Source organism: Klebsiella huaxiensis, from assembly GCF_003261575.2.
GTDB lineage: Bacteria > Pseudomonadota > Gammaproteobacteria > Enterobacterales > Enterobacteriaceae > Klebsiella > Klebsiella huaxiensis.
Window position 1 is genome coordinate 2,072,792 of the sequence record NZ_CP036175.1, and the last position, 26,264, is coordinate 2,099,055.

At 54.2% G+C, this 26,264-nt stretch carries 23 protein-coding genes and 1 other annotated feature; of the genes, 13 read left to right on the plus strand and 10 right to left on the minus strand.

Annotated elements, in window-relative coordinates:
- Positions 1-485: 485 nt before the first annotated feature.
- From DA718_RS09825 to DA718_RS09860, 8 genes are all read left to right on the plus strand, one after another.
- Positions 486-1,901: a mannose-1-phosphate guanylyltransferase/mannose-6-phosphate isomerase gene (locus DA718_RS09825; RefSeq protein WP_130624358.1), complete on the plus strand. Its 1,416-nt coding sequence runs from the start codon at positions 486-488 to the stop codon at positions 1,899-1,901.
- Positions 1,902-1,924: 23 nt separating this feature from the next.
- Positions 1,925-3,301, plus strand: coding sequence for an O9 family phosphomannomutase RfbK (rfbK, locus tag DA718_RS09830; protein WP_130624360.1), 1,377 nt, complete (start codon positions 1,925-1,927; stop codon positions 3,299-3,301).
- Position 3,302: 1 nt separating this feature from the next.
- A complete protein-coding gene (gene wzm / locus DA718_RS09835; protein ID WP_110275459.1) occupies positions 3,303-4,097 on the plus strand; it encodes an O8 family O-antigen export ABC transporter permease subunit in 795 nt (264 codons plus the stop codon).
- On the plus strand, positions 4,097-5,311 hold the full coding sequence (locus DA718_RS09840; RefSeq protein WP_110275458.1) for an ABC transporter ATP-binding protein: 1,215 nt from the start codon (positions 4,097-4,099) through the stop codon (positions 5,309-5,311). The genes wzm and DA718_RS09840 overlap by 1 nt, the downstream gene beginning before the upstream one ends.
- Positions 5,311-6,591: a class I SAM-dependent methyltransferase gene (locus tag DA718_RS09845; protein WP_112216612.1), complete on the plus strand. Its 1,281-nt coding sequence runs from the start codon at positions 5,311-5,313 to the stop codon at positions 6,589-6,591. The genes DA718_RS09840 and DA718_RS09845 overlap by 1 nt, the downstream gene beginning before the upstream one ends.
- Before the next feature lie 2 nt (positions 6,592-6,593).
- A complete protein-coding gene (locus DA718_RS09850) occupies positions 6,594-10,232 on the plus strand; it encodes a glycosyltransferase (protein ID WP_112216611.1) in 3,639 nt (1,212 codons plus the stop codon).
- A gap of 66 nt (positions 10,233-10,298) precedes the next feature.
- Complete coding sequence (locus tag DA718_RS09855; protein ID WP_112216610.1) at positions 10,299-11,444, plus strand: glycosyltransferase family 4 protein; 1,146 nt, start codon at positions 10,299-10,301, stop codon at positions 11,442-11,444.
- 9 nt (positions 11,445-11,453) lie between these two features.
- Positions 11,454-12,569 (plus strand): glycosyltransferase family 4 protein, encoded by a 1,116-nt coding sequence (locus tag DA718_RS09860; protein WP_112216609.1) that lies wholly within the window; start codon positions 11,454-11,456, stop codon positions 12,567-12,569.
- Positions 12,570-12,610: 41 nt separating this feature from the next.
- On the opposite strand, the gene hisIE is transcribed toward DA718_RS09860, so the two are convergent.
- The 9 genes from hisIE to hisL all read right to left on the minus strand — a co-directional run bounded on the left by hisIE (position 12,611) and on the right by hisL (position 19,848).
- Positions 12,611-13,207 carry a bifunctional phosphoribosyl-AMP cyclohydrolase/phosphoribosyl-ATP diphosphatase HisIE gene (gene hisIE / locus DA718_RS09865; RefSeq protein ID WP_110275454.1) on the minus strand — a complete coding sequence of 199 codons (597 nt, stop codon included), beginning with the start codon at positions 13,205-13,207 and terminating at the stop codon, positions 12,611-12,613.
- Positions 13,201-13,977, minus strand: a complete 777-nt coding sequence (hisF, locus tag DA718_RS09870; protein ID WP_112216608.1) for an imidazole glycerol phosphate synthase subunit HisF — start codon at positions 13,975-13,977, stop codon at positions 13,201-13,203. Before hisF ends, hisIE begins: the two co-directional genes overlap by 7 nt.
- Positions 13,959-14,696, minus strand: coding sequence for a 1-(5-phosphoribosyl)-5-[(5-phosphoribosylamino)methylideneamino]imidazole-4-carboxamide isomerase (hisA, locus tag DA718_RS09875; RefSeq protein WP_112216607.1), 738 nt, complete (start codon positions 14,694-14,696; stop codon positions 13,959-13,961). The genes hisF and hisA overlap by 19 nt, the downstream gene beginning before the upstream one ends.
- Positions 14,696-15,286 (minus strand): imidazole glycerol phosphate synthase subunit HisH, encoded by a 591-nt coding sequence (gene hisH, locus DA718_RS09880; RefSeq protein ID WP_112216606.1) that lies wholly within the window; start codon positions 15,284-15,286, stop codon positions 14,696-14,698. Before hisH ends, hisA begins: the two co-directional genes overlap by 1 nt.
- The gene (hisB, locus tag DA718_RS09885; protein ID WP_110275450.1) at positions 15,286-16,353 is read right to left on the minus strand and encodes a bifunctional histidinol-phosphatase/imidazoleglycerol-phosphate dehydratase HisB; all 1,068 of its coding nucleotides are present in this window, start codon (positions 16,351-16,353) and stop codon (positions 15,286-15,288) included. Before hisB ends, hisH begins: the two co-directional genes overlap by 1 nt.
- The gene (hisC, locus tag DA718_RS09890; protein ID WP_112216605.1) at positions 16,350-17,411 is read right to left on the minus strand and encodes a histidinol-phosphate transaminase; all 1,062 of its coding nucleotides are present in this window, start codon (positions 17,409-17,411) and stop codon (positions 16,350-16,352) included. The genes hisB and hisC overlap by 4 nt, the downstream gene beginning before the upstream one ends.
- Complete coding sequence (gene hisD, locus DA718_RS09895) at positions 17,408-18,712, minus strand: histidinol dehydrogenase (protein WP_112216604.1); 1,305 nt, start codon at positions 18,710-18,712, stop codon at positions 17,408-17,410. Before hisD ends, hisC begins: the two co-directional genes overlap by 4 nt.
- Positions 18,713-18,752: 40 nt before the next feature.
- The gene (hisG, locus tag DA718_RS09900) at positions 18,753-19,652 is read right to left on the minus strand and encodes an ATP phosphoribosyltransferase (protein WP_110275568.1); all 900 of its coding nucleotides are present in this window, start codon (positions 19,650-19,652) and stop codon (positions 18,753-18,755) included.
- A gap of 47 nt (positions 19,653-19,699) precedes the next feature.
- Positions 19,700-19,822, minus strand: a sequence feature (His leader region).
- The gene (gene hisL, locus DA718_RS09905) at positions 19,798-19,848 is read right to left on the minus strand and encodes a his operon leader peptide (RefSeq protein ID WP_009654477.1); all 51 of its coding nucleotides are present in this window, start codon (positions 19,846-19,848) and stop codon (positions 19,798-19,800) included. It overlaps the preceding feature by 25 nt.
- Before the next feature lie 174 nt (positions 19,849-20,022).
- On the opposite strand from hisL, the gene DA718_RS09910 reads away from it, so the two are divergent.
- The 4 genes from DA718_RS09910 (at position 20,023) to DA718_RS09925 (ending at position 23,423) form a co-directional block, all read left to right on the plus strand.
- Positions 20,023-20,847, plus strand: coding sequence for an SDR family oxidoreductase (locus DA718_RS09910; RefSeq protein WP_112216603.1), 825 nt, complete (start codon positions 20,023-20,025; stop codon positions 20,845-20,847).
- A gap of 39 nt (positions 20,848-20,886) precedes the next feature.
- Positions 20,887-21,777, plus strand: coding sequence for a LysR family transcriptional regulator (locus DA718_RS09915; protein ID WP_112216602.1), 891 nt, complete (start codon positions 20,887-20,889; stop codon positions 21,775-21,777).
- Between the two features lie 235 nt (positions 21,778-22,012).
- Positions 22,013-22,075, plus strand: coding sequence for a membrane protein YoeI (gene yoeI / locus DA718_RS31030; protein ID WP_098949253.1), 63 nt, complete (start codon positions 22,013-22,015; stop codon positions 22,073-22,075).
- Positions 22,065-23,423, plus strand: coding sequence for an APC family permease (locus DA718_RS09925; RefSeq protein ID WP_167492740.1), 1,359 nt, complete (start codon positions 22,065-22,067; stop codon positions 23,421-23,423). The genes yoeI and DA718_RS09925 overlap by 11 nt, the downstream gene beginning before the upstream one ends.
- Before the next feature lie 157 nt (positions 23,424-23,580).
- Here the strand turns inward: DA718_RS09925 and DA718_RS09930 are convergent, their stop codons facing one another.
- Positions 23,581-23,892: an ArsR/SmtB family transcription factor gene (locus DA718_RS09930; RefSeq protein WP_004103633.1), complete on the minus strand. Its 312-nt coding sequence runs from the start codon at positions 23,890-23,892 to the stop codon at positions 23,581-23,583.
- A gap of 238 nt (positions 23,893-24,130) precedes the next feature.
- Between DA718_RS09930 and fusA the strand changes: the two genes are divergently transcribed.
- A complete protein-coding gene (fusA, locus tag DA718_RS09935; protein ID WP_112216600.1) occupies positions 24,131-26,233 on the plus strand; it encodes an elongation factor G in 2,103 nt (700 codons plus the stop codon).
- The last annotated feature ends 31 nt before the right edge of the window (positions 26,234-26,264 follow it).

Here is a 26,264-nt window from a genome sequence, read left to right on the forward strand (position 1 = left end):
TTATTCCACCATTCAGATTTTTTCTCAGGGTACTTCCCACACTGACATCACGTCGCCTCGATTCACTTTAACTGCTGGTAGCGGCAGGACCTTGTTATTACTAAATGAGAAAGTCCTGATAGATGTCCGGCCTATAAACGGGGAGAGTATCTATCGTTTTTTGGCGGGTTGAATTTGCGGTTGTAGTTTGAAAACAGAGATATGGCAACTGGCATATCTCTGTTTTTAGTTTTACTGAGCACTCAGGCAGAGCTTGCTAGCGACAAGTTAGTTAGCGCTCTTCTTATGTGGCTTGAGGATTAGCTTAGCTGGTGTTGGCGCAGCTTCTGCGGCTTATACCGTGAAATTGTGGGCATAGCGATAAAGCCTGACGCGATTTGGTTGCGATAGCCAAGGGCGGTAGCGTGCTCAAAATATAGTCTGAAGTCAGATGTCTCCGGTTAATTGATAGTAAACAAAACGATTATTTATTTAAGGATTTTATCATGTTACTTCCTGTGATTATGGCTGGTGGCACCGGTAGCCGCCTGTGGCCGATGTCCCGTGAGCTCTACCCAAAACAGTTCCTGCGACTGTACGGGCAGAACTCCATGTTGCAGGAAACCATCTCGCGCCTCTCCGGGCTGGATATTCATGAGCCCATGGTCATCTGCAACGAAGAGCACCGTTTTCTGGTGGCCGAACAGCTGAGACAGCTCAATAAGCTGTCGAAAAATATCATCCTTGAGCCGGTGGGCCGCAATACCGCCCCGGCTATCGCGCTCGCGGCATTACAGGCCACGCAGAATGGCGATGACCCGCTGATGCTGGTGCTGGCAGCTGACCATATCATTAATAATCAGCAGGTCTTCCACGACGCCATCCGCGTGGCGGAGCAGTATGCCCAGGCCGACCATCTGGTCACCTTTGGTATCGTGCCGAATACACCGGAAACCGGCTACGGCTATATTCAGCGCGGTGATGCGCTGAGTGAGGGAGAGCATACGCCTTATCAGGTCGCCCGTTTTGTGGAGAAACCTGACCTTGAACGTGCGCAGGCCTATCTGGCCTCCGGCGAATACTACTGGAACAGCGGCATGTTTATGTTCCGGGCGAAAAAGTACCTCTCCGAGCTGGCGAAATTCCGCCCGGATATTCTTGAAGCCTGCACGGCTGCCGTCCGGGCTGCCGACTGCGGCAGCGATTTTATCAGCATCCCGCATGATGTGTTCAGTACCTGTCCGGATGAGTCCGTCGATTATGCGGTGATGGAAAAAACCGCCGATGCGGTGGTGGTGGGGCTGGATGCGGACTGGAGCGATGTTGGCTCCTGGTCAGCGCTGTGGGAGGTCAGCCCGAAGGATGAGCTGGGAAATGTGTTAAAGGGAGATGCCTGGGTACACAACAGCCAGAATTGCTACATCAACAGTGACGAAAAGCTGGTGGCAGCGATTGGCGTTGAGGATCTGGTGATTGTCAGCACCAAGGACGCGGTGCTGGTGATGAACAAAAATCGCGCCCAGGACGTGAAAAAGGTCGTTGAGTACCTGAAAAGCAACCAGCGCAGCGAATATAAACGCCACCGCGAAATCTACCGCCCGTGGGGACGTAGCGACGTGGTGGTGCAGACGCCGCGCTTTAACGTTAACCGCATTACCGTCAAGCCGGGTGGCGCGTTCTCCATGCAGATGCATCACCACCGCGCCGAGCACTGGGTGATCCTCGCGGGCACGGGGCAGATAACGGTCAACGGCAAGCAGTTCCTGCTCACGGAGAATCAGTCGACCTTTATTCCCATCGGTGCCGAACACTGCCTGGAAAACCCGGGACGTATCCCGCTGGAAGTGCTGGAAATTCAGTCTGGCTCCTATCTGGGCGAAGACGACATTATCCGTATTAAAGACCAGTACGGTCGTTGCTAACTTTTGCAGGACATTGACTCAGAATGACACAGCTTAACTGTTTTAAAGCCTATGATATTCGCGGCAAACTGGGTGAAGAATTAAACGAAGATATCGCCTACCGCATCGGGCGCGCCTATGGTGAGTTCCTGAAGCCAAAACAAATCGTGGTGGGCGGCGATGTCCGTCTGACCAGCGAGTCCCTGAAGCTGGCGCTGGCCAACGGCCTGATGGATGCGGGTACCGACGTGCTGGATATCGGTATGAGCGGCACCGAGGAGATTTACTTCGCCACGTTCCATCTGGGCGTGGACGGCGGCATTGAAGTGACGGCCAGCCATAATCCGATGAACTACAACGGCATGAAGCTGGTGCGTGAAAACGCGAAGCCCATCAGCGGCGATACCGGCCTGCGCGATATCCAGCGTCTGGCGGAAGAGAATCAGTTTCCTCCGGTGGACGCATCCCGTCGCGGTACCCTGCGTCAGATATCTGTCCTGCAGGAATACGTGGACCACCTGATGGGCTACGTGAACCTGGCAAACTTCACCCGTCCGCTGAAGCTGGTGGTGAACTCCGGCAACGGTGCCGCGGGTCATGTGATTGATGAAGTGGAAAAGCGTTTCGTTGCTGCTGGCGTGCCGGTGACCTTTATTAAGGTGCATCACCAGCCGGACGGCAATTTCCCGAACGGTATCCCTAATCCGCTGTTGCCGGAGTGTCGCCAGGATACGGCTGATGCGGTACGCGAGCACGGGGCGGATATGGGGATTGCCTTTGACGGGGACTTCGACCGCTGCTTTATGTTTGATAATGATGCTGAATTTATCGAAGGGTATTATATCGTTGGCCTGCTGGCGGAGGCCTTCCTGCAAAAGCAACCGGGGGCCAAAATTATCCATGACCCGCGTCTGACGTGGAACACGGTGGATATCGTGACCCGCAGCGGCGGCAGGCCGGTGATGTCGAAGACCGGACATGCGTTCATTAAAGAGCGTATGCGTCAGGAAGATGCGATTTACGGCGGTGAGATGAGTGCGCATCACTATTTCCGTGATTTCGCCTACTGTGACAGCGGGATGATCCCGTGGTTGCTGGTGGCAGAGCTGCTGTGTCTGAAAAACAGCCCGCTGAAAGCGCTGGTGGCGGACAGGCAGGCGGCGTTCCCGGCCTCCGGGGAAATTAACCGCAAGCTGGAGAATGCGGCAGCGGCGATTGCGCGCATCCGCGAACGTTATGAGGCAGATGCGGCAAATGTGGACACCACCGACGGTATCAGTATTGAATACCCGGAGTGGCGCTTTAATCTGCGCAGCTCGAATACGGAGCCAGTGGTACGTCTCAACGTGGAGTCAAAAGCAGCGCCTGCGCTGATGAAAGAAAAAACAGCAGAGCTGTTACACCTGTTAAGCGGGGAATAAGGTGAGAGAATTGTTCACGACGATTTATCGTTATCGGGGATTTATCTGGAGTAGCGTTAAGCGCGATTTTCAGGCGCGCTACCAAACCAGCATGCTGGGCGCGCTATGGTTGGTTTTACAGCCACTCTCTATGATTCTGGTTTACACTCTGGTCTTTTCCGAAGTGATGAAAGCCAGGATGCCGGATAACACCGGTCCATTTGCCTACAGTATTTATCTCTGTTCTGGCGTGCTGACCTGGGGATTGTTTACGGAAATGCTGGATAAAGGGCAGAGCGTTTTTATTAACAACGCCAACCTGATTAAAAAACTGAGCTTTCCGAAAATTTGCCTGCCGATTATTGTCACTTTATCGGCGATTCTTAATTTCGCGATTATCTTCAGCCTGTTTCTGATTTTTATTATTGTCACCGGCAACTTTCCCGGCTGGTTATTCTTTTCGGTGATCCCGGTTTTACTGTTGCAGGTGCTATTTGCCGGTGGCTTAGGCATGGTTTTAGGCGTCATGAACGTCTTTTTCCGCGATGTCGGTCAACTTGTTGGCGTCGCGCTTCAGTTCTGGTTCTGGTTTACACCTATCGTCTATGTACTGAATTCGTTGCCGGGATGGGCAAAAAATCTGCTGCTGTATAATCCAATGACGCGCGTCATGCAGTCCTATCAGTCGATATTTGCCTATCATCAGGCGCCCAACTGGTATTCGTTATGGCCGGTACTGGCTCTTGCCATTATTTTCTGCGTCATCGGCTTCAGGATGTTCCGCAAGCATGCGGCAGATATGGTGGATGAATTATAATGAGCGATATCAGAGTAAATAATGTTGGTAAGGCTTATCGCCAGTATCACTCAAAAACCGGCCGACTGATTGAATGGTTATCTCCCTTTAACACCAAGCGCCATAACCTGAAATGGATCCTTAGCGACATCAACTTTGAAGTCGCTCCTGGCGAGGCGGTCGGGATTATCGGGATAAACGGCGCGGGTAAAAGCACTCTGCTGAAACTGATTACCGGAACGTCCAGGCCGACGACCGGAAATATTGAAATCTCCGGGCGCGTCGCGGCGCTGCTTGAGCTGGGTATGGGATTTCACTCCGATTTTACCGGTCGGCAAAACGTCTATATGTCCGGGCAACTGCTGGGACTGTCTTCGGACAAAATCACCGAGCTGATGCCGGAGATCGAAGAGTTTGCCGAAATTGGCGACTATATCGACCAGCCGGTACGCGTTTATTCAAGCGGTATGCAGGTGCGTCTGGCCTTTAGCGTAGCGACGGCAATTCGCCCGGATGTGCTGATCATCGATGAGGCGCTGTCCGTTGGTGATGCCTATTTCCAGCATAAAAGTTTCGAGCGCATTCGTAAATTCCGCAAGGAAGGAACCACGCTTTTGCTGGTATCCCATGATAAACAGGCTATCCAAAGCATCTGCGATCGCGCCATTTTATTGAATAAAGGCCGTATCGAGATGGAAGGCGAGCCGGAAGCCGTTATGGATTATTACAACGCGCTGCTGGCGGATAAGCAAAATCAGTCCATCAAACAAGTCGAGCATAACGGTAAAACACAAACCGTTTCTGGCACCGGCGAAGTGACTATTTCTGACGTGAACCTGCTGGACAACCAGCGGAGTGTGACCGAGTTTGCCTCGGTAGGACAGCGCGTTCACCTACAGGTCAACGTTCAGGTTGAGGAAGATATTCCTGAGCTGGTGGTGGGCTATATGATTAAAGATCGCCTGGGGCAGCCTGTTTTTGGCACTAACACCCATCATCTGAATCAGGCGCTCACCTCCCTGAAAAAAGGGGAAAAACGCTCATTCTTATTCACCTTTGACGCCAACCTGGGCGTAGGTTCCTATTCCGTCGCCGTCGCGCTGCATACTTCAAGTACCCATCTGGGCAAAAACTACGAGTGGCGCGATCTGGCTGTGGTATTCAACGTCGTGAATACGGATCAAAAAGAGTTTGTTGGCGTGTCCTGGCTACCGCCTGAACTGGAGATTTCTTAATGGGTTCGTCGTTTTATCGTTCATTTGAAGAACGACACAGGGGTTCGGTTGAAGATATTAAAGGCCGCCTGAGTTTTTATTTACCGTTTCTGACGCGCTTAAAAACGCTCTACCCGGACGGAGTGATTGCCGATATCGGCTGTGGTCGCGGGGAGTGGCTGGAGATCCTCAATGAAAACGCCATCGCTAACGTCGGTGTTGACCTTGATGACGGTATGCTGGCGCGCGCGCAGGAAGCCGGGCTGAACGTGCAGAAAATGGACTGCCTGCAGTTTCTTGAGCAGCAGGAAGACGAAAGTCTGATCGCACTGACCGGTTTCCATATTGCTGAACACCTGCCTTTTGAGGTTTTGCAGCAGCTCGTCAAGCACACCTTACGCGTGTTGAAGCCCGGCGGCTTGTTGATTTTGGAAACGCCGAATCCGGAAAACCTGAGCGTCGGCTCCTGTTCATTCTATATGGACCCGACTCATCACCATCCGCTGCCGCCGCCGTTGCTGGAATTTCTGCCTGTTCACTACGGTTTTAATCGTGCGATAACCGTACGTCTGCAGGAAAAAGACGCCCTGAAAGCTGCTAATGCATCGATTAGGCTGGTTGATGTCCTTAAAGGCGTTAGTCCGGATTACAGCATCATTGCGCAGAAAGATGCGCAGCCTGAGCTTCTCGCCAGCTTCGAGCCATTGTTTACCCAACAATACGGCCTGACGCTGGATGCTTTAAGTGACCGATACGATGCTATTTTGGCTGAACAACTTGAGGCTTCAGCCGCGCACCTGGAAACGCTTGAGCAGTCGTACACCCGGCAAATGGGTGAAATGGCGCAGAGCATCCAGTTACTGCAAAACCAGATGGGTGAGCTTAATCAACTGGTTGCACATAACCATCAGCTTCATCAGCAGGTTACCGACTTGCATAACAGCCGTTCATGGAGAATTACCCAGCCTCTGCGCTGGCTCTCTTTCCAGCGTCAGTTATTGCGTCAGGAAGGCGCAAAAATTCGCGCACGGCGTGCAGCAAAGAAAATAATGCGCAAAGGGATGGCGTTCTCGTTGGTCTTTTTCCATCGTTATCCCAGGTCGAAGGTGTATCTGTTTAAGATCCTCCGGAAAACCGGTAGCTATCAATTGCTCCAGCGCCTGTTCCAGCGCGTGATGCTAGTTTCGTCGGACCCGATGATGATGGCGCAGTCCAGAAGATATGATGTAGATACTGAAGAAATGACAAGTCGCGCGCTGAGTATTTATAACGAATTAAAAAATAAAAATACGGAGAAATAACGATGCGTATCGTCATTGACTTACAAGGCGCGCAGACGGAAAGCCGCTTTCGTGGCATCGGTCGTTATAGTGTTTCCATCGCCAGAGCGATCATTAGAAATAATAGCCAACATGAAGTTTTCATTGCGTTGTCCGCCATGCTCGGGGAATCCATCGCCGATGTGAAAGCGCAGTTCGCCGATCTTCTGCCGCCAGAAAATATTGTTATCTGGCATGCCGCGGGGCCGGTCCGGGCGATGGACAGAGGTAATGAATGGCGTCGGGAAAGTGCTGAGCTGATGCGGGAAGCTTTTCTTGAAGGGCTGCGTCCGGATGTGGTTTTCATCACCAGCCTGTTTGAAGGGCACGTCGACGATGCGGTCACCTCAGTGCACAAGTTTAGCCGTCGCTACAAAGTGGCGGTACTGCACCACGATTTGATTCCCCTGGTACAGGCAGAAACCTACCTGCTGGACGATGTTTATAAGCCCTATTATTTGCAGAAAGTTGAATGGTTAAAAAACGCCGATCTTCTGCTGACTAACTCAGGCTACACCGCGCAGGAAGCAATCGAACACCTGCATCTGCAGGGCGAACATGTGCAGAACATCGCCGCCGCGGCGGATCCGCAGTTCAGTGCGGCAGACGTTAGCGCGAGTGAAAAAGAGACGGTATTAGGCCACTACGGTATCCAGCGCGAGTTTGTCCTGTATGCGCCGGGCGGGTTCGACTCGCGTAAAAACTTTAAACGACTGATTGAGGCCTATGCCGGGCTCAGCGACGATTTACGTCGCGCGCACCAGTTGGTGATCGTCAGTAAACTCTCTATCGGCGATCGTCAGTATCTTGAGTCCCTGGCTTCCGGCAATGGCCTGCAGCAGGGAGAACTGGTGCTGACCGGCTATGTCCCAGAAAACGAACTGATTCAGCTCTACAGGCTGTGTAAGCTGTTTATCTTCGCCTCGCTGCATGAAGGTTTTGGCCTGCCCGTGCTGGAGGCAATGTCCTGCGGCGCTCCGGCGATTGGCTCAAACGTTACCAGCATTCCTGAAGTTATCGGCAATCCCGATGCGCTGTTTGACCCCTATTCAGTTTCCTCTATTCGCGAAAAGATCGCCCAATGCCTGACGGATGCTCATTTCCTGGCTCGTGTGAAAGAACTGGCGCAGCAGCAGGCGGGTAATTTCTCATGGGATAAGGCTGCTGTTACCGCTCTGGAAGCATTTGAGAAAATCGCAGCAGAGGGAAAAAGCGACGTCCCGTCATCACCAGCGGCGCTGGTGCAGCAAATTCTTGCTATCACTCAGGGGCAACCGGAAGATCGTGATTTGCGTTTATGCGCGACGGCTATCGATTACAACCTGAAGACGACTGAACTCTATCAGCTTGATGATAGCGCGCTAAACTGGCGCGTGGAGGGGCCGTTCGACAGTTCATACAGCCTGGCGCTGGTGAATCGAGAGTTTGCCCGCGCGCTGGCAGGGGATGGTGTGGATGTGTTACTGCATTCGACGGAAGGGCCTGGAGATTTCGCCCCCGATGCGGCGTTTATGGCGCAGGCGGAAAATAGCGATCTGCTTAATTTTTATAATAAATGCCGGGCTGTCGAGGCTGGGGAAAAGGTTGATATTCTCAGCCGAAATATCTACCCACCGCGCGTTGCTGATATGAATGCCCGGGTTAAACTTCTTCACTGCTATGCCTGGGAAGAAACTGGTTTTCCCCAGCCTTGGATCGGTGAATTCAACCGTGAACTGGATGGCGTCCTGTGTACTTCAGAGCATGTGCGAAAAGTATTGATCGACAATGGGCTTAGCGTACCGGCCTTTGTGGTCGGCAATGGCTGCGATCACTGGCTGAATACACCGGCAAAATCTGCAAATAAGGCCAAAGATGGCACGTTCCGTTTCCTGCATGTCTCTTCCTGCTTCCCGCGTAAGGGCGTACAGGCAATGCTGCAGGCCTGGGGCAGGGCGTTTACCCGTCGCGATAACGTCTCCCTTATCATTAAAACCTTCGACAATCCGCATAACGAAATCGACGCCTGGCTTGCGCAGGCGCAAAGCGAGTTTGCTGACTATCCTGCAGTTGAAGTGATCAAAGCGGATATGTCGGCCAGCGAGCTGAAAGGCCTTTACGAAAGCTGCGATGTGCTGGTTGCGCCGGGTTGCGCAGAAGGTTTTGGTCTGCCTATTGCTGAAGCGATGCTTAGCGGGCTACCGGCGATTGTCACCAACTGGAGTGGTCAGCTTGATTTTGTGAATTCACAAAATTCCTGGCTGGTGGACTATCAGTTTACGCGGGTAAAAACGCATTTTGGACTGTTTGCTTCCACCTGGGCCAGTGTGGACATCGATAATTTAACCGCTGCCCTGAAGCAAGCCGCCGCAACGGACAAACCCGCGCTGCGAAAAATGGCTGATGCCGGGCGTCAGCTCATTTTGTCTCAGTTTACGTGGGCGGCAGTTGCGGAACGTTCTCAGCAGGCGGTTAAAACCTTGCGAGCGCACATTGATATTGCTCAGCACCGGGCGCGGATCGGTTGGTTGACCACCTGGAATACTAAGTGTGGCATCGCGACCTACTCTCAGCATTTAGTGGAAAGCGCGCCGCAGGGTGCGGATGTGATATTTGCTCCTCAGGTCAGCGCCGAAGAGTTGGTTAATCCTGATGAAGGCTTTGTGCTGCGCAACTGGATAGTCGGTAAAGAGAACAACTATCTGGAAAATCTCCAGCAGCAAATTGATGCGCTGCGCCTTGACGTGATTGTGATTCAGTTCAACTACGGTTTCTTTAATCATCGTGAACTGGCTGCGTTTATTCGTCACCAGCATGATGCCGGACGCGTCGTGGTTATGGCGATGCATTCGACGGTGGATCCGCAAAAAGAGCCAACGTGGAACTTCCGCCTTGCTGAAATGGCAGATGCGCTGGCGCTGTGCGATCGGTTGCTGGTGCATTCCATTGCCGATATGAACCGTCTAAAAGGGCTGGGTCTAACCGATAACGTCGCCTTGTTCCCTCATGGGGTCATTAATTATTCGGCTTCGGTTGTTCAGAACAAACCGCAGACATTACCGTTAATCGCCAGCTACGGTTTTTGTTTACCACATAAGGGGCTGATGGAGCTGGTTGAATCCGTTCATCGGTTGAAACAGGCTGGAAAGCCGGTTCGTTTGCGGTTGGTGAATGCCGAATATCCGGTAGGAGAATCGCGTGACCTGGTGGCTGAATTGAAAGCAGCGGCTCAGCGTCTTGGCGTAACGGATCTGGTTGAGATGCATAATGATTTTCTACCTGATGATGAAAGTCTGCGCTTGCTCTCAGAAGCTGACCTGCTGATTTTTGCCTATCAGAATACCGGTGAGTCAGCGAGCGGTGCGGTACGCTACGGTATGGCGACGCAAAAGCCTGTTGCCGTCACGCCGCTGGCGATATTTGATGATCTGGACGATGCCGTCTTTAAATTTGATGGCTGCGGCCTGGATGATATCAGTCAGGGAATTGACCGTATTCTGCAGTCTATTCGTCAGCAGGATACCTGGGCGCTTAGTACTCAGAAACGCGCTGATGCCTGGCGGGAGCAACATGATTACCACGCCGTATCCCGTCGCCTGGTTAATATGTGTCAAGGCTTAGCAAAAGCTAAATATTTTAAATAAAATAGCCCCCTGCATTTTTTGCCTTTTAATGCAGGGGCGTATCTGCTTAATGATGTGCCATTCATTATGAAAATTATATTTGCAACTGAGCCAATTAAATATCCACTAACGGGTATTGGTCGTTATTCTCTTGAGCTGGTAAAGCGACTGACTGTTGCCAGCGAAATTGAAGAACTTAAGTTATTTCACGGTTCTTCATTTATTGACAGCATTCCGCAGGTTGAAAATAAGACGGATACTAAGGCCAGTAACCACGGTAAGCTATCGGCTTTTTTACGTCGCCAGCCATTATTTATTGAAGCCTACCGTATATTACACCCTCGTCGTCAGGCATGGGCTTTGCGCGATTATAAAGATTATATTTATCATGGCCCTAATTTTTATCTGCCGCATAGACTAGATCGGGCAGTGACCACCTTCCATGATATTTCTATATTTACCCGCCCTGAGTTTCATCCCAAAGAGCGGGTTCGTTATATGGAAAAGTCACTACGTGAAAGTCTGGCATCGGCAAAGCTGATTTTGACCGTGTCTGACTTTTCCCGCAGTGAGATTATTCGGCTGTTTAACTACCCCGCTGAGCGGATTGTGACGACCCGGCTTGCCTGTAGCCGCGACTATATTCCACGTAGCCCGGTTGAATGTCTGCCAGTACTGCAGAAATATCAGCTGGAGTGGCAGCGCTATGCGCTTTATATCGGCACTATGGAACCACGGAAAAATATTCGTGGTTTATTGCAGGCCTATCAACTTCTGCCAATGGAGACGCGTATGCGTTACCCTCTGATCCTTAGCGGTTACCGCGGGTGGGAAGACGATGCGCTGTGGCAGATTGTTGAACGCGGAACGCGTGAAGGATGGATACGTTATTTGGGTTACGTGCCGGATGACGATCTCCCGTATTTATATGCGGCAGCCAGAACATTTATTTATCCCTCGTTTTATGAAGGATTCGGATTACCTATTCTTGAAGCAATGTCTTGCGGTATTCCGGTAGTATGCTCCAATGTGACTTCATTACCTGAAGTTGCCGGAGATGCAGGGTTGTTATCAGACCCTAATGATGTAGATGCGATAAGCGCTCATATTTTGCAAAGTCTGCAGGATGAATACTGGCGGGAGATAGCAGTAGCGCGCGGTTTTATTCAGGCACAACAGTTTTCGTGGGAAACCTGTACGGCCCAGACGATCAATGCCTATAAATTACTTTAAGGGTGCAAGTTGAGAGTTTTACACGTCTATAAGACCTATTATCCGAATACCTACGGTGGTATTGAACAGGTCATTTATCAGTTGTGCCAGGGCAGCGCTCGCCGGGGAATCGCTGCCGACGTATTTACCTTTTCACCAGATAAAAATACCGGGCCTGTGGCTTATGAAGAGCACCAGGTTATCTATAATAAGCAATTAATTGAAATCGCCTCTACGCCATTTTCCTTGAGCGCGTTAAAGCGATTTAATAAAATTAAAGATAACTACGATATTATTAACTACCACTTTCCGTTTCCATTTATGGATATGCTGCATCTTATGGGGCATCCAAAAGCGAAAACGGTCGTCACTTATCATTCCGATATTGTGAAACAAAAGCGGTTAATGAAATTATATCAGCCATTGCAGGAGCAATTTCTCTCCAGCGTGGACTGTATTGTGGCATCTTCACCTAACTATGTTGCGTCCAGCCAGACGTTGCAAAAGTACTTGGATAAAACGGTGGTAATCCCTTTTGGCCTTGAGCAAAAGGATGTACAGCATAACCCTCAGCGCGTGGCCTACTGGCGTGAGAAAGTCGGCGATAGCTTTTTCCTGTTTGTTGGCGCATTCCGTTATTACAAAGGATTGCATATTCTGCTGGATGCCGCCGAACGTAGTCGGCTGCCAATCGTGATTGTCGGCGGCGGCCCGCTTGAAGCGGAGGTTCGCCGGGAGGCAGAGCGACGCGGCCTGAGCAACGTGGTCTTTACCGGCACCCTGAATGATGAGGATAAATATATTCTCTTTCAGCTTTGTCGCGGGGTGGTTTTCCCTTCCCACCTGCGTTCCGAAGCTTTTGGCATTACCTTGCTGGAAGGCGCGCGCTTCGCCCGCCCGCTGATCTCTTGTGAGATTGGTACTGGAACTTCGTTTATCAATCAGGATAAGGTCAATGGCTGCGTCATCCCACCCGATGATAGCGCGGCGTTGGTTGAGGCGATGAACGAGTTGTGGAACAGTGATGAAACGGCTGCGCGCTATGGCGCAAATTCACGCCGTCGCTTTGAGGAGATGTTTACCGCAGAGCATATGATTGATGCTTACGTTAATCTCTACAACACATTACTGGAAAAGAAATCCTGAACTTCAGCGCTTCGCCCCCGCCTTCGCGGGGGCAAACAGCATCAGTGACGACTCTTCAGATTATTAATCACATCCGTCAAGTTCAACTCCTGATCCTGCAGCAGCACCAGCAGGTGATACATCAAATCCGACGCCTCATTCTTCAGCTCGAACTTATCATGCACCGTCGCGGCCAGCGCGGTTTCCACGCCTTCTTCTCCCACTTTCTGCGCAATACGCTTGGTACCGCTGGCATAGAGCTTCGCGGTATAGGAGCTTTCAGGATCAGCGTGTTTGCGTTCCGCCAACAGTTGCTCCAGTTGATACAAGAACAGCCACTGGTGGCCGGTATCGCCGAAGCAGCTTGAGGTGCCTTTATGGCAGGTTGGGCCAATCGGATTGACCAGCACCAGCAGGGTGTCGTTATCGCAATCCGGGGTGATGCTGACCACGTTAAGGAAATTGCCTGACGTTTCCCCCTTGGTCCACAGACGCTGTTTGGTCCGTGAATAGAAAGTTACCTTGCCGGTTTCTTCGGTTTTCGCCAGCGCTTCCTGGTTCATATAACCCAGCATCAGCACTTCCCCGGAAACGGCGTGCTGCACGATGACCGGCATCAGACCATCGGTTTTTTGCCAATCCAGCTGTTCAGTTAACATACCCTAATCTCCACGCCCTGTGCTGCCAGGTACGTTTTCAGTTCACCAATATTGATAATTTGCTTATGGAACACCGAGGCGGCCAGCGCACCGTCGACGTTGGCGTCGCGGAAGGCTTCCAGGAAGTGTTCCATAGTGCCCGCGCCGCCGGAAGCGATCAGTGGCACGTGGCATACGGCGCGTACCTTGCTTAACTGTTCCAGGTCGTAGCCGTTACGCACGCCGTCCTGGTTCATCATGTTGAGGACAATCTCGCCGGCCCCGCGCTTCTGCACTTCCTGCACCCAGTCCAGCGTTTCCCACTGCGTTACCCGCGTGCGGCTCTCATCGCCGGTATACTGATTGACGTGATACTTACCGCTATCGGCGTCAAACCAGGTATCGATGCCGACCACAATACACTGCACGCCGAAACGGTCGGCGAGGCGGGTAATCAACGTCGGGTCCGCGAGGGCGGGGGAGTTGATAGAGATTTTATCCGCACCGAAGGAGAGGATCTGCGCTGCATCGTCCAGCGACTTAATGCCGCCAGCGACGCAGAACGGAATATCGATCACTTCCGCGACCCGCGACACCCAGCTTTTGTCCACCACGCGGCCATCGCTGGAGGCGGTAATATCGTAGAACACCAGCTCATCCGCGCCTTCGTCGGCATAGCGTTTTGCCAGCGGGACGATATCACCGATGATTTCGTGATTACGGAACTGCACGCCTTTCACTACCTGGCCGTCGCGAACGTCGAGACAGGGGATTATCCGTTTTGCCAGCATTGAATGGCCTCCGTTACGTTAAATTTACCTTCCAGCAGCGCGCGACCGACAATCACCCCGCGCACCCCGGTACCGCGCAGCGCGGCGATATCATTGAGATCGCCAATGCCGCCGGAGGACTGAAACGCCACCTGCGGATAGCGAGCGCAAACTTCTTCATACAGCGAGACGTTTGACCCGGCCAGGGTACCGTCGCGGGAAATATCGGTACACAGTACGTGCTGTAGGCCGACGGATTGATAGCTCTCCACCAACTCTTCCAGCGTGACGCCGGAATTTTCCTGCCAGCCGCTAACCGCCACCTGCTTATTACCTTCGGCGTCGATGCGCACGTCCAGCGCCAGCACCAGGTGCTGTGGGCCAAAACGTTTAAACCAGCCTTTCACCACTTCCGGCGACTTCACCGCCGTCGAACCCACCACCACGCGCGCCACGCCCGCTTCAAGCAGGGCTGCCACGTCTTCTTCCGTCCGCACGCCGCCGCCAACCTGCACTGGCACATTGACGCCTGCCACCAGCGTTTTAAGCAGTGGGATCTGGCGCTTTGCCGGGTCTTTTGCGCCAGTCAGGTCGACCAGGTGCAGCACTTCGGCCCCTTGCGCCGCATAAGACTGCAGGCGCGGCAGCGGATCGTTGCCGTAGTCGCGCTGTTGACCATAATCGCCCTGATGGAGGCGAACAACCGTGCCGTCAATTAAATCTAAAGCAGGAATGATCATCACATCTCCAGGAAGTTTTTCAGCAGCTGCGCCCCGGCGCTGCCGGAGCGTTCGGGGTGGAACTGGACGCCAAAAAAGTTATCTTTCTGCACCGCCGCGGTGAAGGCTTCGCCGTAGTTGCACTGAGCAATGGTATTGGTGTTAACCGGCATTGCATAGCTATGGACGAAATAGAAATACGCCCCGTCTTCAATGCCGCGGAACAGACGGTCGCCCGCTTTGGCGTACACCCGGTTCCAGCCCATATGCGGCAGCGGCAGGCCGTGGTCGGTCATTTTCGGCACATCCTGTTCGATAATGCCCAGCAGGTCGACGCCGTTATTCTCTTCGCTGCGTTTTCCCAGTAGCTGCATGCCGAGGCAGATGCCCAGCACCGGCTGCGTACAGGCTTTGATCAGCTCGATCAAATCGCGCTCGCGCAGCTGGTCCATTGCCGCCTGAGCGGTACCGACGCCCGGGAGAAACAGCTTGTCGGCGCGCAGCACCACGTCCGGGTCGCGGCTGACCACCGGCTCATAGCCGTGGCGGCTTACCGCAGATTTCACCGAATTGAGGTTGGCGCAGCCGGTATCAAGGATCACCACGTTCATCACAGTACCCCTTTTGAAGACGGCAGCGTGTCGCCCTGGACGCGAATCGCCTGGCGCAGCGTGCGGCCAAAGGCTTTAAACAGGCTCTCTACGCGGTGATGGTCGTTTTTACCCTTGGTTTTCAGGTGCAAAGTCACCGCCATGGTGTAGGAGAGCGAGCGGAAGAAGTGCTCAACCATCTCGGTGCTCAGGTCGCCAACGCGCTGATAGGTAAAGTCGGCGCGATATTCCAGGTGCGGGCGGCCAGAGATATCCAGCGCACAGCGGGCCAGACATTCGTCCATCGGCAGCACAAAGCCGAAACGACCGATGCCGCGTTTGTCACCCAGCGCCAGCTTCAGCGCTTCGCCCAGCGCGAGGCCAGTATCTTCCACGGTGTGGTGATCGTCGATATAGAGGTCGCCGCCAACGTTGATTTCCAGGCGGAATCCACCGTGGGTGGCGATTTGATCGAGCATATGATCGAAGAAGCCGACGCCGGTGTGAATTTTGCTGCCGCCTTCTCGGTCCAGCCACACTTTGACATCAACCTGCGTCTCCTTAGTGTTGCGCTCGACGTGGGCATAGCGGTCGCGGCGGGTCAGCTGCTCGCAAATGGTTGGCCAGTCCAGTTTCTCACGGTCATAACGTAGGCCAATGATACCCATGTTTTCCGCCAGTTGGATGTCTGTCGCGCGATCGCCAATCACGTAGCTGTGGGCGGTATCCATCACGCCTTCTGCCAGCCACGGCAGCACCAGTTTGGTTTTTGGCTTGCGGCAGTCGCAGTTATCGGCCGGCAGGTGTGGACAAATCAACACTTCGTCAAAATTGACGCCTTGCGAGGTGAAAATCTGCATCATCAGGTTGTGCGGACCGTCGAACTCGTCCTGCGGCAGGCTGGCAGTCCCCAGACCGTCCTGGTTGGTGATCATCACCAGCTTGTAGCCTTCCTGCTGAAGCTTCAGCAGGGCCGGAATTACCTGCGGCTCAAAGGCCAGCTTATCAAAGCGGTCTACCTGAAAATCAACCGGTGGCTCGGAAATCAGCGTACCGTCACGGTCAATAAAGAGAAACTTCTGGGTCATACATTCTCCGCAGTCAAAGCGTCAATGACGCGCTGGCTCTCTGCACGAGTACCGATAGTGATACGCAAACAGCCGCTTAATGAAGGTTGTTTATTCTGGTCACGTAAGATAATGCCCTGATCCCACAAAGATTTAAACACTGCGCTGGAAGCGGTAATCCGCACCAGAACGTAGTTAGTCTCGGAGTCGAACACTTCTTCAACGCAGGCGATGTTGCGCAACTGGCTGACCAGATAATCGCGCTCGTCGAGGATCTGCGCCACGCGTGCCCGCATTGCGGCAATCCCTTCCGTGCTGAGCGCCTGGGCGGCGATATCGGCAACCGGGGTAGAAAGCGGATAGGGGGCGATCACCTTCATCAGCACGTTAATCACTTCGGCGTTGGCGAGGGTAAAGCCACAGCGCAGTCCGGCCAGCGCGAACGCTTTGGACAGCGTGCGCAGGACCACCAGGTGCGGATATTCGTTCAGCCAGGTCGCCAGCGTCGCCTGCGGGCAGAACTCAATATAGGCTTCATCCGCCACCACGATAGCTTTACCGCGCGCCATCTCCAGCAGGGTGCGGAAATCTTTCGGGTTGATAATCTGCCCGGTCGGGTTGTTTGGGCTGCAAACAAACACCACTTTCACACCGTCGAGATTCGCCGCGATACCCGGCAGATCCAACTGCCAGTCGGCGAGCGTCGGCACGGTGCGGCAGGTCACGCCGATAGTTTCGGCACTGACGCTATACATACCGTAGGTCGGTGGGCAGTAGAGCACTGCATCCTGATCTGGTTCACAGAAGGCGCGGATCAGCAGTTCAATACCTTCGTCAGCGCCGCGGCTGACCAGCACCTGTTCCGGCTTCACACCCGCGTACTGTGCGTAGCGTTCAATCACTGCTTTCGGTTGCGGTTCCGGGTAGCGGTTCAGCGTTTGCTCGGTTAGCTGAAATTCTACCGCCGTGGGGAATTCGTTGGCGTTCAGCCAGACATCGCCTTTTCCGCCCAGACGGCGAGCAGATTGATACGGCGTCAGCGCGCGGACGTTGGCGCGGGCTAAATCTTCGATGCTCATGCTTGCTCCTTAAGGGCTGCAACGCGCAGCGTAACGGCATTTTTGTGGGCGTCCAGGCGCTCGGCGGCGGCCAGAGTCTCAATGGTGGCGGCGAGGGCGGCAAACCCTTCGCGCGACAGCTCCTGCACGGTCATGCGTTTCTGGAAATCCGCAAGGCCAAGGCTGGAGCAGGTCGCGGTGTAGCCGTAGGTCGGCAGCACGTGGTTGGTACCGGAGGCGTAATCGCCTGCGGATTCCGGCGACCAGTCGCCAAGGAACACGGAACCAGCGCTGGTGATACCGTCGACCAGCTCGCGGGCGTTGCGGGTCTGAATAATCAGGTGCTCCGGGCCGTACTGGTTGGAAATTTCAACGCACTGGGCGATATCGCGGGCCACGATGATGCGGCTGGCGGAGAGCGCTTCACGGGCAGTTTCCGCACGCGGTAGCGCAGCCAGCTGGCGCTCGACGGCTTCGGCGACGCGCGTGCCCATATCGGCGTCCGGCGTCAGCAGAATCACCTGCGAATCCGGGCCGTGCTCCGCCTGGGAAAGCAGGTCAGAGGCAACGAAGTCCGGGGTCGCACCGCTATCGGCGATGACCAGCACTTCCGACGGTCCGGCGGGCATGTCGATCGCCGCCCCGTCAAGACGCTGGCTCACCTGGCGCTTGGCTTCGGTCACAAAGGCGTTGCCCGGGCCAAAGATTTTATCCACCTTCGCTACCGATTCAGTGCCGAAGGCCAGGGCCGCAATCGCCTGCGCGCCGCCGACGTTAAAGATGTTGCGCACGCCGCACAGCTGGGCGGCATAAAGAATTTCATCGGCAATCGGCGGCGGCGAGCACAGAACAACCTGCTGGCAACCGGCGATGCGCGCAGGCGTCGCCAGCATCAGTACCGTTGAGAATAGCGGTGCCGAGCCGCCGGGAATATATAAGCCGACGGAGGCGATAGGGCGGGTCACCTGCTGGCAGCGTACGCCCGGCAGAGTTTCCACATCAACGGCCTGAAGTTTTTGCGCGTTATGGAAGGTTTCGACGTTCTTAACTGCCACGGCCATCGCCTGCTTGAGCTCGTCGCTCAGGCGCGCGCCGGCGGCGGCAATCTCTTCTTCACTGACCTTCAGCGCCTTGACATCGGTCTTATCGAACTTTGCGCTGTACTCGCGCAGGGCCGCATCGCCGTTGCTTTTCACATTGCTAAGGATCTCCGACACCGTTTTGCTGATGCTTTCGGAGGCGGAAATCGCCGGGCGCATTAAGAGTTGTTGCTGTTGTTCTGCGCTACAGCTGTTCCAGTCGATGATTGTGTTGAAGCTCATGATTTGTTTCCCCTGTTTATCCCGTTACCGACCTGTTGGATTACTCCATCATCTTCTCAATCGGCAGGACCAGAATGGAGCTGGCACCCAGCGCTTTCAGTTTTTCCATGGTTTCCCAGAACAGGGTTTCGCTGCTTACCATGTGCATTGCCACGCGCTGCTTGTCGCCAGCCAGCGGCAGAATGGTCGGACGCTCGGCGCCTGGCAGCAGGGCCACCACTTCTTCCAGACGCTCGGTCGGGGCGTGCATCATGATGTATTTCGACTCGCGGGCCTGAATTACGCCCTGAATACGGGTCAGCAGGCGGTCAATCAGCTGCTGTTTGCTATCTGCCATCTCGCCGTCGCGTTGGATCAGGCAGGCTTTGGAGCGGAACATGACTTCCACTTCGCGCAGGCCGTTCGCTTCGAGGGTTGCGCCGGTAGACACCAGGTCGCAAATGGCGTCGGCGAGGCCTGCGCGCGGGGCCACTTCAACCGAACCGTTCAGCAGGCAGGATTTGAACGAGATGCCTTTTTGGTCAAGGTAACGCTTCAGCAGGTGCGGGTAGGAGGTGGCGATGCGTTTACCGTCAAGCGCAGCCGGGCCGTCCCATTTTTCATCTGCCGGAGTCGCCAGCGACAGGCGGCAGCCGCCGAAATCGAGACGGCGCAGGGTGAAGTAACGCGGGTCTTCGCCCTGAGCGCGGCGGCTCAGCAACTCTTCTTCCAGCACGTTTTCGCCGATAATCCCCAAATCGACCACGCCATCCATGATAAGGCCCGGGATATCGTCATCACGCACGCGCAGAATGTCGATGGGCATATTTTCCGCCATCGCAATCAGGCGCTGGGTGTGCAAATTCACTTTAATGCCGCAGCGGCTGAGTAATTCGCGTGAATCTTCACTTAAACGCCCTGATTTCTGAATAGCTATGCGTAAACGGCTGTTGTCTAACATTCTTGTTTTCCTCTGTAACCTTGTCTGAATCTGTCCGAATTCGGTCCAAAAAAAAGCCCCCGGAAGTGAATCTTCCGGGGGCTCTCTTTGCGTTCATGCACCACTGGAAGATCCAAACGTCTTCCAGCACACATCGCCTGAAAGACTAGTCAGGATGATGGTGATGATGGTGGTTTTTAAATTGAACGCTGTTCATAAAATTCTCTGTGAATGACTATGCATTTGATGCCTTTAACCTAAACCACTTTACTCGCATAAAGCAAGGGCTTTTTTCTATCATTAATTCATTTCATATTGACCGAAGAAATTGTCAGTTGCCGTTGCCTGGCGTAGCCTTAAGTCAGTACAGCGAAAAGTCAGGAGCAAGGGGATGAAAAAGGTCGCGATCGTAGGTTTGGGATGGCTGGGTATGCCGCTTGCGCTGTCGTTGATGTCGCGTGGATGGCAGGTGACCGGCAGTAAGACCACGCAAGATGGCGTGGAGGCGGCGCGGATGTGCGGTATCGACAGCTATCCGCTTCGCCTGGAGCCGCAGCTGGTCTGCGATACCGACGACCTGGATGCATTAATGAATGTTGATGCGCTGGTGATCACCTTACCGGCGCGCCGCACCGGGCCGGGGGAGGATTTTTACCTTCAGGCGGTACAGGAAATCGTCGATACCGCGTTGGCCCACCACGTGCCGCGGATCATTTTTACCAGTTCAACCTCTGTTTATGCCAACGCCAGCGGCACGCTGAAAGAGAGCTCCCCCCGCGACCCGCAAACCGCCAGCGGCAGGGTGCTGAAAGAGCTGGAGGACTGGCTGCATAATCTTCCCGGTACCTCGGTGGATATTTTACGCCTCGCCGGGCTGGTGGGGCCATCCCGTCATCCGGGGCGCTTCTTTGCCGGGAAATCCGCGCCGGACGGCCAGCACGGCGTCAATCTGGTACATCTCCAGGATGTGATTGCCGCCATTGAGCTGTTATTGCAGGCCCCGAAGGGTGGGCACATCTATAATATATGTGCGCCTAAGCACCCTGCGCGCGGCGTTTTTTATCCGCAAATGGCCCGTGAGCTGGGGCTTCCTGAGCCTATATTTAGTGATAATCCGGAAAACGGCGCAGGCAAGATCGTTGATGGTAACCGTATTTGCTACGAACTGGGGTTTGAATACCAGTACCCCGACCCGCTGGTGATGCCGATGGAGTAATCCGCCAGCGGCGAATCGCGTACCGTAAGGGGGACGACGATGAAACCACTGCTGGATGTGCTCGTCATTCTTGATGCCCTCGAAAAAGAGGGCAGCTTTGCCGCCGCCTCGGCAAAGCTATTTAAAACGCCCTCGGCGCTGAGCTACACCATCCATAAGCTGGAAAGCGACCTCAATATTCAGCTCCTTGACCGCAGCGGCCATCGGGCGCGTTTTACCCGGACCGGGCAGATGCTGCTGGAAAAGGGGCGCGACGTGCTGCACACCGCCCGCGAACTGGAAAAACAGGCCATTAAGCTGCATCAGGGCTGGGAAAATACGCTGGTGCTGGCCGTCGATAACACCTTTCCTTTCTTTCTACTGGCCCCGCTAATCACCTCGTTTTACCGCCTGCATGACGTCACTCGCCTGCATTTTCGCCGTGACATAGCCTCGTCTGCCTGGCAAACGCTGGTGGACGGAGAGGCGGATCTGGTGCTTGGCGCGCTGAGTGAACCGCTGGCTTTAAGTGGTTATGGCTTTAGCCCGCTAGGGACGCTGGAGCAGGTGTTTGTCGTTTCACCACAGCATCCGCTTGCCCATATCCCTGAACCGTTGAGCTGGCGGACGCTGCGACGCCATCGCGCTATTGTGACCGTTAACCCCTGGCCACAAGGGGATAGTCCGGACAGCCTGACAGTTTTCGATATCGCCAGTCAGTTGGCCTTACTTTGCTCAGGACTGGGATGGGGCTATTTGCCGCTATTTCAGGTACAGGCGTTATTAGAGAGCGGCGAGCTACAGATAATAACAGCGACGGTTGCTGCGCCTTTAAATCGTGCCTGGATCGGCTGGAATGAAGATGCCTGCGGACCAGCAGGCGAATGGTGGCGAAACGAGGTATTAGCAAATAGTGCTATCCGTAACATCTATAATACTAAAATCGTATGAATATTAGGCTTTTAAATAATTGCCGTCATTTTTTGGCCTTGCAACATCTTGTCATCGTGCCAGTAGTTGTTGCAAAATACGCGTCCTGAAAATCAGAAACTGGCCGACGCTTTTTTAAAGTGTCGGTTATTTTTTTGGTTGAAAGACACATCATTCAATACCAAGAGGCCGGGCTTCGTACCGGATAGATATTTACTAAAAACCGACAGTGGTTGTCGCTGAGGAATACAAAGAAATGGGGCAATTTTTTGCTTACGCGCTGGCATTCGCCGTAAAAGGGGATAACTATGTCGCATAACGCTACTCCAAAAACCTCTCGCGTGGAATTACGTAAAACGCTTACGTTGATTCCGGTTGTTATGATGGGCCTGGCCTATATGCAGCCAATGACGCTGTTCGATACGTTTGGTATCGTCTCTGGATTGACTGATGGTCACGTCGCGACGGCTTACGCTTTCGCGCTGATCGCCATTCTCTTCACGGCACTGAGCTACGGTAAACTGGTTCGCCGTTTCCCGTCTGCGGGTTCCGCTTATACCTACGCGCAGAAATCCATTAGCCCGGCTGTCGGCTTTATGGTTGGCTGGTCATCGCTGCTGGACTACCTGTTCATGCCGATGATCAACATTCTGCTGGCTAAAATTTACTTTGAAGCGCTGGTGCCTTCCGTACCATCGTGGATCTTCGTTGTCGCGCTGGTGGCCTTTATGACCGCTTCGAACCTGCGCAGCATTAAGACCGTGGCGAACTTCAACACGCTGATCGTTATCCTGCAGATGGGTATCGTAGCGGTAATTGTTGGCTTGATTATCTACGGTGTTGCACACGGCGAAGGCGCGGGCACGCTGACCAGCACCCGTCCGTTCTGGTCTGAAGGCGCGCACGTAGTGCCGATGATCACCGGCGCGACTATTTTGTGCTTCTCGTTCCTCGGCTTCGACGGTATCTCTTCTCTGTCTGAAGAGACCAAAGATGCAGAGCGCGTGATTCCGAAGGCTATCTTCCTGACCGCGCTGATTGGCGGCCTGATCTTTATCGGCGCTTCCTACTTCCTGCAGCTGTACTTCCCGGATATCTCGCGCTTTAAAGATCCGGACGCGTCGCAGCCTGAAATTATGCTGTACGTTGCGGGCAAAACCTTCCAGTGGGGCGTGCTGATTTTCTCCAGCGTCACCGTGCTGGCATCCGGCATGGCCGCGCATGCGGGCGTTTCCCGTCTGATGTACGTAATGGGCCGTGATGGCGTGTTCCCAAGCCGTTTCTTCGGTTATGTTCATCCAAAATGGCGTACCCCGGCATGGAACGTACTGCTGGTTGGCGTGATTGCCCTGCTGGCGATTAAATTCGACCTGGTGACGGCGACGGCGCTGATTAACTTTGGTGCGCTGGTTGCGTTCACCTTTGTTAACCTGTCGGTGATCTCTCAGTTCTGGATCCGGGAAAAACGCAATAAGACGCTGAAAGACCACTTCAACTATCTGGTTCTGCCGGTGTGCGGCGCGCTGACCGTTGGCGCACTGTGGATCAACCTGGAAGAGAGTTCAATGGTTCTCGGCCTGATCTGGGGCGGTATTGGTCTGCTCTACCTGGCCTGCGTAACCAAAAGCTTCCGCAACCCGGTACCGCAGTACGAAGACGTTGCTTAATCACACAATGTGATGAGAAAAGCCGGAGGGAAACCTCCGGCTTTTTTGTATCTGGCATTCGCTGATTCCCCGGTAGTGGCTACGGGTTTCTGCGGTCTGGTAGCCCGGACAGATGCACAGCATCGCCTCCGGGAGATACGGCAAAAATGTGGACGGTTTACTTCTCCTGCTGCATCACCTTAAGCAGCGTATCCAGCAATCCAGGAAAGCGCGCGTCTAAATCTTCCCGGCGCAGCGAAATCAAATTCTCCCGCCCCTGAGGCCGTTGCCAAATCACGCCGCTATCGCGCAGGACGCGCCAGTGGTGGGTCATGGTCGACTTGGCCACATCTTCATGGCGTAGAGCGTTACAGCTCTGTTCGCTGCCGTCGGCAAGGATACGGATAATCTCAAGTCGTAGCGGGTTACCGAGGGCAAAAAGGACATTTTCCAGGCGGATTTGTTCACGTTCGGGGTGATTGGCGATCATAATATTCCTGTGTCGGCGGTTGCGCTGCTTCGCGAGCAGCGGCCCGTGTCGGCGGCTGGCCGGTAATATACCCAAACTGCTTTTCTAAAGCCACGCGCGTCGTCGCAGCTTCACCAATAGTAACGATAGCAAAAATAGTTCGAATATACTCGTACAGTTGTACTATGATAGATGGCGTTAAATGAATCGCGGCCAATTCCGGCCGCTTACTGACAGTCAAAATGACTAAGGACGCATCATGCCCCGACCCATCCCCCTCGAACGTTATCGCAACATCGGTATCTCCGCGCATATCGATGCCGGCAAAACCACCACCACCGAGCGCATCCTGTTTTATACCGGGATGAGCCACAAGCTGGGGGAAGTACACGATGGCGCGGCAACCACCGACTGGATGGCGCAGGAGCAGGAGCGCGGGATTACCATCACTTCCGCGGCGGTGAGCTGCTTCTGGCCCGGTATGGACCGCAGCTTTGAGCCGCATCGAATTAACATTATCGACACCCCCGGGCACGTGGATTTCACCATTGAAGTAGAACGCTCAATGCGTGTACTGGATGGCGCAGTGATGGTTTACGACTCCGTCGGCGGCGTACAGCCGCAATCGGAAACCGTCTGGCGGCAGGCAAATAAATACCATGTCCCGCGTCTGGCCTTCGTCAACAAGATGGACCGCCCCGGTGCGGATTTCTTCCGCGTGGTGCAGATGATGACCGACCGCCTGAAGGCCAATCCGGTGCCTGTCGTCATTCCTGTTGGCGCGGAAGAGCACTTCACTGGCGTGGTGGACCTCATCAAAATGCGAGCCATTTTGTGGGATGACGCCACTCAAGGTATGACCTTCAGCTATGTGCCGGTGCCGGACGATCTTGTGGATACCTCCCGCTTGTGGCGAGAAAAAATGGTCTCTGCGGCGGCGGAAGCCAGCGACGAACTGATGGATAAATATCTGGAAACCGGCGATTTGAGCGAGGCGGAAATCGTCACCGGGCTGCGTCAGCGCACCGTGAAGGGTGAAATTCAGGCGGTGCTGTGCGGTAGCGCGTTTAAAAATAAAGGTGTGCAGCGGATGCTGGATGCTGTGGTTGAGTTGATGCCATCGCCGCTGGATATTCCGGCGATTCAGGGCGTTGATGAGAAAGGGCAGCCTGCAGAACGCCACCCGAGTGATGACGAGCCGTTCTCGGCGCTGGCCTTCAAGCTGATGACCGACCCCTACGTCGGACAGCTGACCTTTATCCGCGTCTATTCCGGAACCTTGAAAAAAGGCGATGCGGTGTGGAACCCGGTCAAAGGCAAAAAAGAACGCATCGGGCGTATCGTACTGATGCAGGCCAACGATCGCCACGAGGTGGACGAGCTGCACGCCGGGGATATTGCCGCCTGCGTCGGCCTGAAGGATGTCACTACCGGCGACACGTTGTGCGACCCGGATGCGGTGATTACCCTTGAGCGGATGGAGTTTCCGGAACCGGTGATTTCGCTGGCGATTGAACCGAAAACCAAAGCCGATCAGGAGAAAATGGGCATCGCCCTGCAGAGGCTGGCGGCGGAGGATCCGTCGTTTCGTTTGCACACTGACGAAGAGTCCGGCCAGACGATTATTTCCGGGATGGGCGAACTGCATCTGGAGATCATCGTCGATCGCATGAAGCGCGAGTTTGGCGTTGAGGCGAATATCGGTCGTCCACAGGTAACCTATCGCGAGACGATTCGCAAAACGGTGAAAGAGGTGGAAGGCAAGTTCGTCCGCCAGTCCGGTGGGAAAGGGCAGTACGGTCATGTGGTATTAACCCTTGAGCCGCTGGAGCCGGGGAGCGGTTTCGTGTTTGAAGACGCGACCAAAGGCGGCGTAGTGCCGCGCGAGTACATCCCTTCAGTGGAAAAAGGGCTGCGCGAAGCGCTGGGCACCGGCGTGCTGGCGGGCTATCCGGTGGTGGATATCAAAGCGACCCTGACCTTTGGTTCGTATCACGATGTCGACTCTTCGGAAATGGCCTTCCGCATGGCGGCGATTTTTGGCTTCAAGGAAGGGGCGCGCAGAGCGGATCCGGTGATTCTCGAACCGGTGATGCATGTGGAAGTGGAAACGCCGGAGGAGTACGCCGGTAATATTATGGGCGATCTCTCTTCCCGTCGTGGGATGGTGCAGGGGATGGAAGAGCGGTTTGGTAGCCAGATTATCCGCGCCGACGTGCCGCTGGCCGAGATGTTTGGCTATTCCACCACGCTGCGTTCGATGTCTCAGGGCCGGGCGACTTACAGTATGGAGTTTCACCACTACGCACAAGCTCCGCACAACGTGGCTGAGGCGATTATCGCCAGTCGCGCCAAAGGCTAAGTAACCTTCCCGAAGGCGATGCTGCGCATCT

Bases quoted from the DNA above. Each gene is read 5' to 3' on its own strand.
- DA718_RS09915 (WP_112216602.1), top strand. From the start codon at position 20,887: ATGAAACCACTGCTGGATGTGCTCGTCATTCTTGATGCCCTCGAAAAA.
- rfbK (WP_130624360.1), top strand. From the start codon at position 1,925: ATGACACAGCTTAACTGTTTTAAAGCCTATGATATTCGCGGCAAACTG.
- hisB (WP_110275450.1), bottom strand. From the start codon at position 16,353: ATGACCCAGAAGTTTCTCTTTATTGACCGTGACGGTACGCTGATTTCC.
- DA718_RS09825 (WP_130624358.1), top strand. From the start codon at position 486: ATGTTACTTCCTGTGATTATGGCTGGTGGCACCGGTAGCCGCCTGTGG.
- DA718_RS09925 (WP_167492740.1), top strand. From the start codon at position 22,065: ATGTCGCATAACGCTACTCCAAAAACCTCTCGCGTGGAATTACGTAAA.
- hisA (WP_112216607.1), bottom strand. From the start codon at position 14,696: ATGATCATTCCTGCTTTAGATTTAATTGACGGCACGGTTGTTCGCCTC.
- DA718_RS09855 (WP_112216610.1), top strand. From the start codon at position 10,299: ATGAAAATTATATTTGCAACTGAGCCAATTAAATATCCACTAACGGGT.
- hisD (WP_112216604.1), bottom strand. From the start codon at position 18,712: ATGAGCTTCAACACAATCATCGACTGGAACAGCTGTAGCGCAGAACAA.
- hisH (WP_112216606.1), bottom strand. From the start codon at position 15,286: ATGAACGTGGTGATCCTTGATACCGGCTGCGCCAACCTCAATTCGGTG.
- hisF (WP_112216608.1), bottom strand. From the start codon at position 13,977: ATGCTGGCAAAACGGATAATCCCCTGTCTCGACGTTCGCGACGGCCAG.
- hisC (WP_112216605.1), bottom strand. From the start codon at position 17,411: ATGAGCATCGAAGATTTAGCCCGCGCCAACGTCCGCGCGCTGACGCCG.
- DA718_RS09910 (WP_112216603.1), top strand. From the start codon at position 20,023: ATGAAAAAGGTCGCGATCGTAGGTTTGGGATGGCTGGGTATGCCGCTT.
- DA718_RS09845 (WP_112216612.1), top strand. From the start codon at position 5,311: ATGGGTTCGTCGTTTTATCGTTCATTTGAAGAACGACACAGGGGTTCG.
- DA718_RS09850 (WP_112216611.1), top strand. From the start codon at position 6,594: ATGCGTATCGTCATTGACTTACAAGGCGCGCAGACGGAAAGCCGCTTT.
- DA718_RS09840 (WP_110275458.1), top strand. From the start codon at position 4,097: ATGAGCGATATCAGAGTAAATAATGTTGGTAAGGCTTATCGCCAGTAT.
- fusA (WP_112216600.1), top strand. From the start codon at position 24,131: ATGCCCCGACCCATCCCCCTCGAACGTTATCGCAACATCGGTATCTCC.
- hisG (WP_110275568.1), bottom strand. From the start codon at position 19,652: ATGTTAGACAACAGCCGTTTACGCATAGCTATTCAGAAATCAGGGCGT.
- DA718_RS09930 (WP_004103633.1), bottom strand. From the start codon at position 23,892: ATGATCGCCAATCACCCCGAACGTGAACAAATCCGCCTGGAAAATGTC.
- hisIE (WP_110275454.1), bottom strand. From the start codon at position 13,207: ATGTTAACTGAACAGCTGGATTGGCAAAAAACCGATGGTCTGATGCCG.